General features: G+C 39.5%; 11 protein-coding genes and 1 tRNA gene. 6 read left to right on the top strand and 6 right to left on the bottom strand.

All coding sequences use genetic code 11. From position 1 onward, the window contains the following. Nucleotides 1–146 precede the first annotated feature (146 nt). The 3 genes from B3P16_RS18790 (at nucleotide 147) to B3P16_RS18780 (ending at nucleotide 3,335) form a co-directional block, all read left to right on the top strand. Nucleotides 147–407 carry a hypothetical protein gene (locus B3P16_RS18790; RefSeq protein ID WP_139144941.1) on the top strand — a complete coding sequence of 87 codons (261 nt, stop codon included), beginning with the start codon at nucleotides 147–149 and terminating at the stop codon, nucleotides 405–407. 146 nt (nucleotides 408–553) lie between these two features. Next, nucleotides 554–2,971, top strand: a complete 2,418-nt coding sequence (locus tag B3P16_RS18785) for a heavy metal translocating P-type ATPase (protein WP_286843863.1) — start codon at nucleotides 554–556, stop codon at nucleotides 2,969–2,971. 142 nt (nucleotides 2,972–3,113) lie between these two features. Continuing rightward, a complete protein-coding gene (locus B3P16_RS18780; protein WP_286843862.1) occupies nucleotides 3,114–3,335 on the top strand; it encodes a heavy-metal-associated domain-containing protein in 222 nt (73 codons plus the stop codon). A gap of 110 nt (nucleotides 3,336–3,445) precedes the next feature. Here B3P16_RS18780 and B3P16_RS18775 read toward each other — a convergent pair whose 3' ends face one another. Continuing rightward, nucleotides 3,446–4,762, bottom strand: coding sequence for a pepsin/retropepsin-like aspartic protease family protein (locus tag B3P16_RS18775; protein WP_286843861.1), 1,317 nt, complete (start codon nucleotides 4,760–4,762; stop codon nucleotides 3,446–3,448). A 264-nt stretch (nucleotides 4,763–5,026) separates the two neighbouring features. Here B3P16_RS18775 and B3P16_RS18770 point away from each other — a divergent pair, with 264 nt between their 5' ends. Then, on the top strand, nucleotides 5,027–5,611 hold the full coding sequence (locus tag B3P16_RS18770) for a TlpA family protein disulfide reductase (RefSeq protein WP_070564265.1): 585 nt from the start codon (nucleotides 5,027–5,029) through the stop codon (nucleotides 5,609–5,611). A 93-nt stretch (nucleotides 5,612–5,704) separates the two neighbouring features. Beyond that, nucleotides 5,705–6,598 (top strand): cation diffusion facilitator family transporter, encoded by an 894-nt coding sequence (locus B3P16_RS18765; RefSeq protein ID WP_115048663.1) that lies wholly within the window; start codon nucleotides 5,705–5,707, stop codon nucleotides 6,596–6,598. 57 nt (nucleotides 6,599–6,655) lie between these two features. Here the strand turns inward: B3P16_RS18765 and B3P16_RS18760 are convergent, their stop codons facing one another. From B3P16_RS18760 to B3P16_RS18750, 3 genes are all read right to left on the bottom strand, one after another. Continuing rightward, nucleotides 6,656–7,684 carry a Gfo/Idh/MocA family protein gene (locus B3P16_RS18760; RefSeq protein WP_286843860.1) on the bottom strand — a complete coding sequence of 343 codons (1,029 nt, stop codon included), beginning with the start codon at nucleotides 7,682–7,684 and terminating at the stop codon, nucleotides 6,656–6,658. Between the two features lie 62 nt (nucleotides 7,685–7,746). After that, the gene (gene rpiA / locus B3P16_RS18755) at nucleotides 7,747–8,478 is read right to left on the bottom strand and encodes a ribose 5-phosphate isomerase A (protein WP_286843859.1); all 732 of its coding nucleotides are present in this window, start codon (nucleotides 8,476–8,478) and stop codon (nucleotides 7,747–7,749) included. Between the two features lie 11 nt (nucleotides 8,479–8,489). Next, nucleotides 8,490–9,242, bottom strand: a complete 753-nt coding sequence (locus B3P16_RS18750; protein ID WP_083295861.1) for a DeoR/GlpR family DNA-binding transcription regulator — start codon at nucleotides 9,240–9,242, stop codon at nucleotides 8,490–8,492. 302 nt (nucleotides 9,243–9,544) lie between these two features. Here B3P16_RS18750 and B3P16_RS18745 point away from each other — a divergent pair, with 302 nt between their 5' ends. Then, nucleotides 9,545–10,702 (top strand): glycoside hydrolase family 130 protein, encoded by a 1,158-nt coding sequence (locus B3P16_RS18745; RefSeq protein ID WP_286843858.1) that lies wholly within the window; start codon nucleotides 9,545–9,547, stop codon nucleotides 10,700–10,702. A gap of 120 nt (nucleotides 10,703–10,822) precedes the next feature. On the opposite strand, the gene B3P16_RS18740 is transcribed toward B3P16_RS18745, so the two are convergent. Both B3P16_RS18740 and htpG read right to left on the bottom strand, forming a co-directional pair. Continuing rightward, nucleotides 10,823–10,896: transfer RNA gene (locus tag B3P16_RS18740), tRNA-His, on the bottom strand. Nucleotides 10,897–11,143: 247 nt separating this feature from the next. After that, nucleotides 11,144–13,033 (bottom strand): molecular chaperone HtpG, encoded by a 1,890-nt coding sequence (gene htpG, locus B3P16_RS18735; RefSeq protein WP_070564247.1) that lies wholly within the window; start codon nucleotides 13,031–13,033, stop codon nucleotides 11,144–11,146. Nucleotides 13,034–13,113: the final 80 nt, after the last annotated feature.

The raw sequence follows: 13,113 nt of genomic DNA, 5'->3' as shown, positions 1-13,113 counted from the left end.
GCATCAAAAAACCATTTCTTTAGCCATTAAAGCCATGTAGCTTAAATAGATAAACCAACGAGAGGGCTTGAGGTAATTCCTTAAACCAAAAAAGCATCTACCAAAAAAATAGGTGAGTAGTGTGGGCGCGTAAAACAAATGAGAATATGAATTTATCTAATGAAATGTATGGTTTTTTGAAAAGAGAAGGTTTACGGTTATTTAGAAAAAAAGTAAGCTGGCAGACCTCTGCGAGATATCAAATCTATGGAGATGGGAAAACAAAGATCGGTGTCGCATTTGACAGAATTCAAAATTTTATCGATGAAGATACCAGTGCATCCGGCTGGAGTGGAATGGAAAAGATTAAACTCGAAGAACGGGGTGATTACATTATCTATGGTTTTGTTGAGAAAATTGAAAGCTAAAGAAGAGTTCTCCATATGATTTTTCCATTGAGCTTGACCTTTCGTATTTTATTATCGAGTAAATTTTACAAATCAATTCCTTAATTGTGTAATGACTTTAATCTTATTTGTGGCCAAATTTGTTGTGTAAAATTAAACAATAAGTTATGGCGACAGATATTTATAAGGATACGGTTTATCTACCTTTAGAAGATGTTGAAAGCGAACATTGTGCATCAATTGTCGAAAAAGGACTAGCCCAAGTTAAAGGCCTAGCGAGCTATCGGGTGGAATTGAATAACCACAGAGCTGCTATCGTACCGAAGGATAGTGAAGCCGTCGTTAGCAGTGTAAAAACGATCAAAGATCTTGGTTATGGTGTTTCTACATTAACCAAAACATTTCCAGTTCTTGGGATGACTTGTGCCTCCTGCGCCAGTAGCGCTGAAAGTATGGCGAAATATGAACAAGGGGTTGTCAATGCGTCTGTAAATTTTGCAACAGGAAACCTTACGGTGGAGTATTTGCCTAATATTACGGATCATTTAAAAATCCAGAAAGCGGTTCAGGCTGGTGGCTATGATTTATTAATCGAAGATGAATCTACTCAGCAGAAAACGTTGGAGGCTATTCACGCCGAGAAATTCCGTAAGCTTAAAATCAAAACTCGATGGGCAGTAATACTTTCGCTTCCCGTGGTCGTGATAGGTATGTTCTTTATGGATATGCCGTACGCAAATCCTATTATGTGGCTGTTTTCCACGCCAGTAGTTCTTTGGCTGGGCAAGGACTTTTTTGTCAACGCGTGGAAACAGGCAAAACATCGTTCGGCCAATATGGATACGCTTGTTGCGTTAAGCACGGGAATAGCCTACATCTTTAGTGTGTTTAATATGCTCTTTGCTGAATTTTGGCATCAGCGTGGCTTGCATGCACATGTGTATTTTGAGGCCGCCTCAGTCGTCATTGCTTTTATTTTATTGGGTAAACTACTGGAAGAGAAGGCTAAAGGTAACACCTCATCCGCCATTAAAAAGCTAATGGGCCTGCAGCCTAAGACGGTGATGGTCATTCAATCGGATGGAACAGAGCGTCAGGTCGCTATAGAAGCCGTTAATACTGGCGATATTATTCTGGTGAAACCAGGGGAGAAGATCGCCGTTGATGGGGTTGTTATCAGCGGAAATTCCTATGTTGACGAAAGTATGTTAAGCGGAGAGCCGGTCCCTGTTTTAAAAATGGGCAATGAGCAGGTATTTGCAGGGACGATCAACCAGAAGGGCAGTTTTCAGTTCAAAGCTACAAAAGTTGGCCGGGAAACAATGCTTGCCCAAATCATTAAAATGGTACAGGATGCACAAGGAAGCAAGGCCCCTGTGCAAAAACTGGTCGATCGAATTGCTGCTGTATTCGTTCCTATTGTCATTGGTATTGCTATTTTAACTTTTCTACTGTGGTTTACTTTAGGTGGAGAAAACCATCTGGTACAGGGTTTAATGGCGGCAGTAACGGTTTTGGTTATTGCTTGTCCTTGCGCACTAGGTTTAGCAACTCCCACAGCAATCATGGTTGGAGTGGGTAAGGGAGCTGAGCAGGGTATTTTAATTAAAGATGCGGAAAGTCTGGAGCTGGCCAAAAAGGTAAATACAGTTGTTTTGGATAAAACCGGCACCATTACGGAAGGAAAGCCTGTGGTCACTGACCTTTATTGGAAAAATGATGAGGATAGTTTGAAAGGTATCTTGTTGAGCCTGGAGAAACAGTCAGAGCATCCATTGGCAGAAGCTGTAGTCGGGTATTTTAAAGATGTAAAAGCTACTCCAGTATCCTTTATCGAAAGTATTACTGGGAAAGGTGTTAAAGGCAGTGATGGAATCGAAACGTACTCTGTAGGTAATCGCAGGTTGTTGGATGAGAATGGGATTACAATTCCGACGGATTTGATGGAACATGGCACCCAGTGGGAAAATCAATCCAAAACAGTGATCTGGTTTGCCAACAGTCATACTGCGTTAGCGGTAATAGCCATTGCGGACCGGATTAAGGAAACTTCTGTGCGTGCTATCAAGGAGATGCAGGCCATGGGCATTGAGCTATATATGCTGACTGGTGACAACGAGGCTACGGCTAGGGCCATTGCCGCGGAAACAGGTCTTCAGCATTACAAAGCGGAAGTATTGCCAGAGCACAAAGCTGATTTTGTTAAAGAATTGCAGCAAAGAGGGCAGGTGGTCGCTATGGTTGGGGACGGTATTAATGACAGTACAGCCTTAGCAACGGCCGATGTCAGTATTGCAATGGGGAAGGGAAGTGATATTGCAATGGATGTAGCAAAAATGACAATTATTTCATCTGATTTGACGAAGATACCGCAGGCCATTCGACTTTCGAAACAAACGGTCGCGACGATTAAACAAAATTTGTTCTGGGCGTTTATTTATAATTTAATTGGGATTCCCCTCGCTGCAGGTATTCTGTATCCATTCAATGGTTTCCTTTTAAACCCGATGATAGCTGGAGCTGCAATGGCATTGAGTAGTGTAAGTGTTGTCAGTAATAGCTTGCGACTTCGCTGGAAAAAATAGCTAACTATGGTTGAGGTCTAGACCTCATCTTAAACGGTAAATATTGCAAAACAAAATAGAAAAACTGTAAGTACAACCCATCGAATTAAAGGGATATTTGCATAGATAATTAAATAGATTAATAACATTAAAATTAAATAACATGGAAAGCAAAGAATTTCAATTTAAAACAAACCTTACTTGTGGGGGATGCGTGTCCAAAGTAAGCGCTGATCTGGATAGTGTAGACGGTATCTATGAATGGAATGTTGACACCACAAATGCAGACAAAATTCTGACTGTAAAAGCTGAAGGCGTTTCGGAGGAAGAAATCATTGAAATTATCAAAAAGAAGGGCTTTAATGCCATGGCCTGCTCCGCCTAATTGTTCAATAAATCTATAGAACCCCATAAAAACACCCTAAAAGTTTTCTCCAACCTTTAGGGGTTTTTTATGGGGTATTGTGATGAGACTAAACCGAGCTTAGCTTTCTGTTAATTAAATTGGATAAACATATCTTTAAAATTTAGTATCATTATAGAAAATTGGCGAATAATATCTTGTCCTATATTTCCATACACGGTTTCATTCTTAATCTTCGATTTTAATAGGCTTATATTTTTAAGAGCGATCGGTTTATCGCTAATATGGAATGTATGTTGTATAACAAATCCGTCATATTCAACTTGACCGCCTGCGCCTCCCATGGCGACTTCAACTTGACCGCCTGCGCCTCCCATGGCGACCTTGGTCGGTATATCCTGTTTTTCGATATGTTGTTTGTAGGTTTCGTAAAATGGTGCATAAAGGATTGTTTTTTCAGCTCCTGTATCAAAAGTATAGTGCTTTCCATCAATGGCAATAAGCGGTGATAACCCATCTATTGCAAGATTCGATGCTTTCCATGAAACTGTAGGTCTCTTGGGTACAATGAAAAAATCGTCCTGTGTAAGCTGTACTTCTTGCAGTGCTTCAATAACAGGGAAGCCTATTATACCATTGATCTGATAGCCAATTTGCGGGATACAAAGTGCGCTGTCTGGGAAAACCAGGAATATTGCGTTTGAAATGTTGATGCTACCAAGTTTTAATTGTTTACAAACGGCCAAATCGGCTTTGATAGAAACACCGGTAATGGCGTCTACATCAATATCTGCACGGATAAGATCCATATGAAGACGTTTGGCCACGGACTCTGTGACTGTCGATAGGTTTGCTCCGGTATCAAATATAAAACTTGCGGTATCGCCGTTGACTGTTAGTGTTAGATTCTTCAACCCGGCTTTATCTTTCGTCATTTTAAGACGGGTATCGGCGTTGATTTCTATAAGCTGTGGCCGCACATGTTCAAGTGCTGACCAGATTTTTAGATTGTTTCTGAGATCCGCTCTTGTATCTGTTGACAGCAAAGGATCGAAGTCGAGTAGGATTTTCTGGGTTGTCTGTTTTGCCCCCGCGTAATCTTTCAGTTTGACAAAATTATCTTCCTGAACACGCCGTAATTTTAGTCGCAGTGTGTCGGGTAATTCTTCTGTTGCTGCGCTCAATAGTGCTATTTTTTTGTTTGAAGCGATGGGTTTGTTAAAGGCGTTATCGAGTATTGCCAAAATAAAAACTTGCTCATTGGCGTTTAAGAAAGGTTTATTTACCCTAAACAGGTCGCGGGCAGTGAAGAAATCTTTTGATGCTATTAGCTGATATAGCCTGTTGAATTTAGTTGAGGAGGATTGTCCGAAATTAAGCTGGATGGTGATGAATAACAGGAAACATATTGATACGCATTTTTTGAAATGATTTGCTGGGAGATTCATGGTGTATTCAATTAATTGTCTTTTGGTCAACGATATGTTCACGCTCTTAAATGTCGGAAAAGTTCTTGTTAATTTTTTAATTTTATTGTTGCTTATTTTGTTATTGATCAATGGTTTATGTTGTGGAGTTGTGTGTAATACTTGTGGTCTTGAATAATTAAGGTTAAATTAGCTAATGTTTTGAGAAATTTCTCCCAGAAGGATTGGATAGACGAGGTCTCCGCGATTGGTGGACAGTAATATATTTGTAAATAGCATAATTTAATGAAACAGAAGACGATGAATATTAGGTATAATAAAGGAATTATTTTTTTTGGTCTTGCGGCTTTATCGACCAGTTTATTTTTTGGCTGTGGAAACACAGGCACTAAAAATGAGGCCAAGGCCGAAAAGGTAGAGGGACCTGCTGAAGCTATTGCTGATACTGCAACCACAACGCAGGAGTTATCTTTTAAGGATAAAGAGGGTAAGGTTCTTCAATTAAGTGCTTTAAAAGGTAAGGTCGTGTTTATTAATTTCTGGGCGACCTGGTGTCCCCCATGTATTCATGAACTACCTTCTATTGACCAGCTTAGGCAATCGCTTAAAGATAATAAAGATATCGTTTTTCTCATGGTAGATGTTGATGGCGACATAGAAAAGTCTTCAGCATTCATGGCCGAAAACAAGTATGATCTACCACTTTACATAGCAGCGGGTGAAATTCCTGCAGAATTCTTAGGGCAGTCCATACCAACAACGGTTATCTTGGATAAAGCGGGTAAGATCGTAGAGCGTCTGGAAGGAAGCCGTGACTATGGGGCCCCTGAGATAAAAAAAGCATTGGAGGATATCGCGAGCGGTAGCTAAAGCTCGAAGGTTGTGATCACTATTTTCTATAGCTGGAGAATAGAATTTGAAAAGAAAAACAGTATTTTCGCGGTGTCAAGTTAATTTATAGCTATGTCCGAACTTCAAGAGCAGACTGCAGTCAGAACGACTTATTTTAGTATTGTAGGTAATGCATCACTGGCATTATTAAAATGGTTAGCTGGTTTCTTTGGAAACTCTTATGCGCTGATAGCGGATGCAATTGAGTCAACGGCAGATATTTTCTCTTCATTTCTAGTGCTCCTCGGTTTAAAATATGCGCAACGACCTGCCGACGACAATCACCCTTATGGCCATGGTCGGGTAGAACCACTCATTACATTTATTGTCGTTGGTTTTCTTATTGTTTCTGCAACCATAATCGCTTATGAAAGTATTGAGAATATAGGAACGCCACATGACCTGCCAAAGCCTTGGACCTTATTTGTTCTGGGTGGGATCATTGTGTGGAAAGAGATTTCTTATAGGATCGTTATGAAGAAAAGTAAAGAAACTAATAGTTCTTCACTTCGTGCAGACGCTTGGCATCATCGAAGCGATGCGATAACGTCAGTTGCAGCTTTCATTGGGATATCTATTGCATTGTTGCTCGGAAAGGGATATGAAAATGCGGATGACTACGCGGCATTATTTGCCGCTGGATTTATACTTTATAACTGTTACCATATTTTCAGACCGGCGCTTGGCGAGATCATGGATGAAAATGTATACGATGAGGTCATTGACAATATCCGGCAAGAAGCATTAAAAGTAGATGGGATAAAAGCCACGGAAAAATGTTTTGTCCGCAAATCGGGGGCTAAATATCACGTCGATCTGCACGCTATTGTCGATAGTGAAATTACGGTAAGAGAAGGGCATGAGCTGGCGCATAAACTCAAAGACCACTTGGTTGCGCATATTCCTGATCTTGGTCATGTGATGATCCATATTGAACCGAACGAATGCCTTTGGGAATCAAATTAAAAATGGCAGCACCTATTATTTTTCTTGAACCGTGCTGCCATTTGATTGTTTAAAAACTTAGGTGTTTTCAGCTTCAAGCAATTGAATCTGCCATTTAATCTGATCCGCTTTAATAGGGTAATCGATATTATTTCTTAAGCTTTCATAAATGGCTTCAAACAGCTGATTGTAATCTCCTGTATGTGGCGTTACTAAAGACTCATGTTTTTGATTTGATACGTCTATCGTAACAAGTTTTCCCTCGAGGCCGGCTGGCTCAAGGCCATAAGATGGATCGTCGGGCAGCATACCATCTACCAATTGCTGTTCTTGCACATCCGTCATATTCTTGATAAAACTCCCTTTTGTACCATGTAAGACAAAGGCGGGCTGCGGAGAGGCGACAAGTAAACTGCCTGTTAAATACACGTTCAGTCCAGCTGGATAATAAAGATGATAGTGAAAATAATCTGCAACTTTAGAATCGGGTCTGTTGATGGATGTTGTCTTGGTAAATTTAACCGGTTTTCCAAAAAGTGAGATTGCCTGATCAATAAGGTGCGGGCCTAGGTCATAAGTGATACCATTGGAAATATACTGCGTATCTTCCTTAAAGTATTTTTGTCCCAATTCCATTTTATAGCGATCAAATCTGAAATGCACTTCAATCAGCTTTCCTAATTCTCCACTTTCGATCACTTTTTTAATGTCTAAAAAGTGACTATCATATCGTCTGTTTTGATAGAAAAATAAGTCTTTTCCTTGTTTTTTGCTGATGGCAAGAAGCGTATCGAATTGTGTAGAATCATCAACGGCAGGTTTTTCTATCAAAACGTGTTTTCCTGCCTCTAGGGCGTCTTTTGCATATTGGAAATGGGTATAGTTTGGTGTGTTCACAATGACCAGTTCGATGCTTTCATCCGCTAGTAATTCAGTTATATTATCGTAGCTTTTTATTGCCGGATAAAATTCATGTGCGTTTTTTTTCGACCGTTCTACAACAGCGCTGAGATTGAAATGTGGATTGGTATGTATAAATGGCGCGTGAAAAACACGTCCTGACATGCCAAAACTTAGTATTCCTGTGTTAATTTGAGTGTGTTTCATGTTGATTTAAAATATTTTAGCGCAGTCTTGCTACTTGTTAGACTTCAATATAAAATTTAATGCTATTGCGTGCTTTTTTTGTCCGTGTTCGATTCTTCAATGCGGTTTGCAAAGTGATGTGTTACGCCATCTTCTGTTGCTAGAAGACATACCGAACACAGTTGATAAAAAAGTGAATGTTCTACAACGCCTGTAATGAGTTTGATTTGTTTATTCAAATCAAAAATATCAGGCAGTTTAGAAAAATAAATGTCTGCCAGGAAATTACCTCTCTCAGATAGTAGAGGCCCCGATTTTTGTTCAGATTTTCGTAATACAATGTTTGATATCGCTGAAGAATAGCTTGATTTTAGTTCTTTAAGTACCGATAGCCAAGCGTCGGGAATAATTTCAACACATAGCGGATATTTTGTGGTCAGTTTATCGACCATCTTTGCGCCATCGACCAAGAGAATAAATTGCTTTGCCATATTCGCCATAATCTTTTCACCTGTATGTACGCCGCCGCCACTTTTGAACGCATTTAAATGAATGTCCACCTGATCACAGCTGTCAAAATAATAATCCAGCGTTGCTATGGTACTGTTATCAATACAAATAAGACCATTTTCTTGGAGCAGTATTTTGGTTTCCAAAGAAGGCGATGTAAATTTCAGGCTGGATTTAAAACTGACCCTACTGGCAATTAATTCAATGAAATAAGCTATTGTTGATCCAACACCTAGTCCAATGAATTGATCAGGTTCTAAAAGTTGAAGAGCAGCTTTGGCGGCTTCCTGTTTGAGATTGTTCATAAATGGTAAACTTATAAAATTGTAATACCTTGTTCGACATAAGGCTGCAAAATGCGATCAGAAGGATCCTTTTCTGTAATTAAATAACTGATATCAGATGCGCGGCATGTTAGAAAAGATGCCAGGGTATCGAGCTTATTGCTCGTTGTGGCAGCAACAATGTTCATTGAATTTTTACATAGTACTCTTTTGATAGCTGTTTCTTCGCGAGTTCTTGCCGTAAGTCCACGATAGGGGTCCAGGCTACATACACCTATGAAGCTGACATCCGCATATATTTCTTCAAAGGTAGAAATAGTTTGCTGTCCCTGCATCGTAAGAGATGATTTGCAGAAAGCGCCACCCGCGAAAATCAAGCTGATGTTTGGGAGGTTTGCAAGTATATTGGCTATCGGGAGACTATGTGTGACCACAGTAAGGTTTAGGCTATCTGGAATATTGCCAGCAATTGCCTGTGTTGTTGTGCCACCGTCAAAAAAGACGACTTGATGATCTTTCAATAGTGTGATCGATTTTTCTGCTATGGCTTGTTTCTCCATAACATCAAGGTTATTTCGGTCGTATATATCGAATGGTAAGTTTGACCGTAAAGTGGCTCCCCCTCGAATAGCGCGGAGCAAGCCAGCGTCAGATAGTTCTTTAAGATCACGTCGGACGGTATGCTCAGAGACACCAAGTTCGGCCGCTAACTCTGTCATTACTAATTTCCTTTCCTTTTTGATTTTAACTAATATAAAATCGTGACGTTCTTCTTTGGATATCATGCTATAAATGTAGTGTTTTTGTGCTATATGTTGCAATATTTGTCATTATAATCGTTGTAGTGTTGCGATATATTGCAATATTTCGAGTTATTTATCGTTGAATTGTTTATTTGTGTTTTTTAGTTTTGGTCCCAATTCAATTTTGTTGAACTTGTTTTTGCGGTACTTTTTTCTATTAGCATTATATTTGTGAATGATCAATAATAGTTTCGATCGCTCTTCAGTGGTAACCAATTTATAATTTTCACTTTTACAGGCTGTTGTTTGCTACTACATGTAAAACCATAGAAATCAATTAAAATATGAATATTATCGTAAAAATTGCAGGCTCTATTCTGTTCGTCTTTTTATGCGGCTGCAGCGTGCAGCCTGCTGGAAAGCTTAAAAAAGAACAATGGGTATTAGGAGGCTTTGAACGGCCCAAAGGTGTCAATCCAATTATTGAGCCCGATACGAGTTCCGTATTTTATGATCCAATGCTGAAGAAAGAAATTCGATGGGAGGACAACGACACTTTTAATCCTGCTGCAGTGGTAAGGGGAGATAGTATCTATGTCATTTATCGTGCAGAAGATCGGACAGGAAAAGCTATTGGCCACCGGACCTCCCGATTGGGGTTAGCAGCTAGTGCTGACGGTATTCATTTTGAACGACTGAAAACGCCTATATTCTATCCGGGGCCTGATGAGCAGCAGGATAACGAGTGGCCTGGCGGGACAGAAGATCCCCGGATAGCACAGACTGAGGATGAGCGTTTTGTGCTATTTTATACCCAATGGAACCGAAAGGTACCGCGGCTTGGTGTAGCAATATCCACTGATCTGAAACACTGGACTAAATACGGTCCTATTTTTAAGAACTCGAGAAATAGGCGCACTCTAGTCAATGAACCGCATAAATCGGCTTCTATTGTGACTACATTGAAAGGTAACAAACAGGTTATAGCTAAAATCAATGGGAAATATTGGTTGTACTGGGGAGAACATGGTGTTTATGGCGCCACATCCGATAATTTGATTGACTGGGAACCCGTAACAGATAATAGAGGTACACTGAAAGCCTTCATTTCGCCGAGGGATGGTTACTTTGATAGTTCGTTGACAGAGTGCGGTCCTCCAGCAGTTTTGACTGATAAAGGAATTGTATTGCTATACAATGGTAAGAATCATGCTGAGAAAGGGGATGTGCGTTTTAATAAAAATACCTATTCCGCTGGACAGGTTTTATTTAGTCCACGAGATCCGACAAGCGTATTGGCTCGAATGGATGTTCCGTTTTTGCGCCCCATGGAATCTTTCGAAAAAAGTGGACAATATATAGATGGAACGGTTTTTATCGAAGGATTGGTCTTTTTTAAACAAAAATGGTTTTTATATTATGGTTGTGCGGACTCTAAAGTTGCTGTGGCTATTTATGATCCGCGCCATCCAGGGCTTATGGATCCTGTGCCTGAACTGTAAAAGGGAAGAAGTTGCCTTTGAAGCTTGTTCGGATGATGGGTAGCTGGTCAAGGAGCATTTGTTTAGTTGGCTGAGAACTTATCAAATTAAAAAAGGCAGATCATTTGATCTGCCTTTTTGGGTAAGTAATCGGGCTCGAACCGACGACCCCTAGAACCACAATCTAGTGCTCTAACCAACTGAGCTATACCTACCGTGATTTTGATGATACAAAAGTACGATTAAACCCTATTCCCTCCAAATATTTGACTGAAAAAAAACAGCGTTTAAAGCCAACTGGGTGAAGATTAGTTTATTAAATTTTAATAAAAAACATCTAAAGGGTTGCATTTTGATAGTGCTATGCATTTGGCTGCTCCAAATTTGTCATTTGTGTCCAATTTTTAATAAAAAAGGCGGTTACTATTAAAGAGACCGCCTTTTCTATTAGAAGGAATACCCTTAAATCATTTCTACACTTCTCTTCACAAAAGATGTCAGATCTGCTCCAGACAATAAACCTCTGGATAAGAGTGCTAAATCAAAAGCTTGTTTTGCCAGTTTTGAACCTTCTTCGTCTGATGACGATAAAATTCTTTTGATCAGCGGATGGTTCCCATTGACTGTTACCTTATAATTATCGGGCAATGAACCATAAAAATTCATGCCACCACCTGTCTTGGCCATATCTTTCATTCGACGCATAAATTCATCAATTGTTACCGATACAGGCAGGTCACTTTCATTTAATGCGTCAACTTCAACTTTCATATCTTGGCGCGAAATTGCTTTTTCGAAAACCTCCAGCGCTTTTTTGGATTCTTCTTCTGAAAGGGCCAATTCAACCTTTTCATCTTTTTGGATCAACTTATCGATAACGTCAGCATCTACACGTTTCAGCTGTACCTTATCGCCGCCCTTTTGCTCTAAATAAGCTGCAAAGTGTGTATCCAATGGCCCATCAAGCATCAAAACATCATAACCTTTGTTTAATGCCGTTTGGATAAAGCCATCTTGTTGAGCGGCGTCATGTGTATATAAGTAGACAATGTTACCATCTTTATCTACCTGGATATCTTTGACCTTTTCGTAATACTCTTTAATGGTGAAGCTTTGGTTACCTGTGTTTTTTACTAAACAGAAGTCATTTGCTTTTTCAGCAAATTTCTCATCGCTAAGCATACCGTATTTGATAAATAAACCGATATCCGTCCATTTCTCTTCAAATCCCTTACGGTCGGTCTTAAATATTTCGTTCAATTTGTCAGCCACCTTTTTGGTGATATAACTGTTGATTTTTTTTACGTTACTGTCTGCCTGTAAAAATGAACGGGATACGTTTAATGGAATGTCCGGTGAATCAATTACCCCATGAAGTAACATCAAGAATTCAGGAACAATATCTTTCACCTCGTCGGTGATAAACACTTGTCGAGAATAGAGTTTGATTTTATTACGCTGGATTTCCAGTTCATTTTTAACTTTAGGGAAGTAGAGGATACCTGTCAGGTTGAATGGGTAATCAACATTGAGGTGTATCCAAAACAAAGGTTCATCCATTGAATATGGATAGAGTTCGCGGTAGAAGGCTAGATAATCTTCGTCTTTTAATTCAGACGGTGATTTTGTCCAGGCTGGATTGGTATTATTGATGATATTATCTACCTCTACAGATTTGTATTTTGGTTTTCCTTCTTCGTCTTCACCGTCCTGTTCAGAATTTGTTTTGGTGCCAAAACGGATTGAAACAGGAAGAAATTTAGCATACTTATCTAAAATGTCCTGTAGTCGTGCCTGGCTTAAAAATTCTGTTGATTCTTCATTAATATGTAAGATGACGTCGGTACCACGTGTGGTTCTTGAGCCTGTAGAAATTTCGTAAGATGTACTACCATCGCAAGTCCAATGAGCCGGTTCTGCGCCATCTTGATAGGATAAAGATTGGATTTCTACGGTATCGGCTACCATAAATGCGGAATAGAAGCCTAAACCAAAGCGACCAATGATTTCATTTGCGTCATTTGCCTCCTTGAATTTTTCCATGAACTCTGTTGCTCCTGAGAAAGCGATCTGGTTGATGTATTTTTTTATTTCATCGGCTGTCATACCAATACCATTATCGGAAATAGTGATGGTTTTGGCCGCTTCATCAAATTTTACGTCTACAATCAATTCTCCTGTTTCCCCTTGGTATTGACCCAAAGAAGCCAGACGTTTGATTTTTTGAGAAGCATCAACGGCATTAGATACCAGTTCACGCAAGAAAATTTCATTATCAGAGTATAAGAACTTTTTGATTACGGGAAATATATTCTCCGTGTGAATTGAAATACTACCTTTTTCTGGATTCATAATTTGTATGTCGCTATTTTAATTTTATGATTTGTTTAAAACATACAATCAGTGTTCCAAATCGTCCCTACAGGACATGA

The sequence above is a fragment of the Sphingobacterium sp. UBA7631 genome, from assembly GCF_002483935.1.
GTDB lineage: Bacteria > Bacteroidota > Bacteroidia > Sphingobacteriales > Sphingobacteriaceae > Sphingobacterium > Sphingobacterium multivorum.
This window is presented reverse-complemented; position numbering and strand designations above follow the sequence as displayed.

Excerpts from the sequence above, each read along its gene's own strand:
- B3P16_RS18745 (WP_286843858.1), top strand. The coding sequence starts at position 9,545 with ATGAATATTATCGTAAAAATTGCAGGCTCTATTCTGTTCGTCTTTTTA.
- B3P16_RS18765 (WP_115048663.1), top strand. The coding sequence starts at position 5,705 with ATGTCCGAACTTCAAGAGCAGACTGCAGTCAGAACGACTTATTTTAGT.
- htpG (WP_070564247.1), bottom strand. The coding sequence starts at position 13,033 with ATGAATCCAGAAAAAGGTAGTATTTCAATTCACACGGAGAATATATTT.
- B3P16_RS18760 (WP_286843860.1), bottom strand. The coding sequence starts at position 7,684 with ATGAAACACACTCAAATTAACACAGGAATACTAAGTTTTGGCATGTCA.
- rpiA (WP_286843859.1), bottom strand. The coding sequence starts at position 8,478 with ATGAACAATCTCAAACAGGAAGCCGCCAAAGCTGCTCTTCAACTTTTA.
- B3P16_RS18775 (WP_286843861.1), bottom strand. The coding sequence starts at position 4,762 with ATGAATCTCCCAGCAAATCATTTCAAAAAATGCGTATCAATATGTTTC.
- B3P16_RS18780 (WP_286843862.1), top strand. The coding sequence starts at position 3,114 with ATGGAAAGCAAAGAATTTCAATTTAAAACAAACCTTACTTGTGGGGGA.
- B3P16_RS18750 (WP_083295861.1), bottom strand. The coding sequence starts at position 9,242 with ATGATATCCAAAGAAGAACGTCACGATTTTATATTAGTTAAAATCAAA.
- B3P16_RS18770 (WP_070564265.1), top strand. The coding sequence starts at position 5,027 with ATGAAACAGAAGACGATGAATATTAGGTATAATAAAGGAATTATTTTT.
- B3P16_RS18785 (WP_286843863.1), top strand. The coding sequence starts at position 554 with ATGGCGACAGATATTTATAAGGATACGGTTTATCTACCTTTAGAAGAT.
- B3P16_RS18790 (WP_139144941.1), top strand. The coding sequence starts at position 147 with ATGAATTTATCTAATGAAATGTATGGTTTTTTGAAAAGAGAAGGTTTA.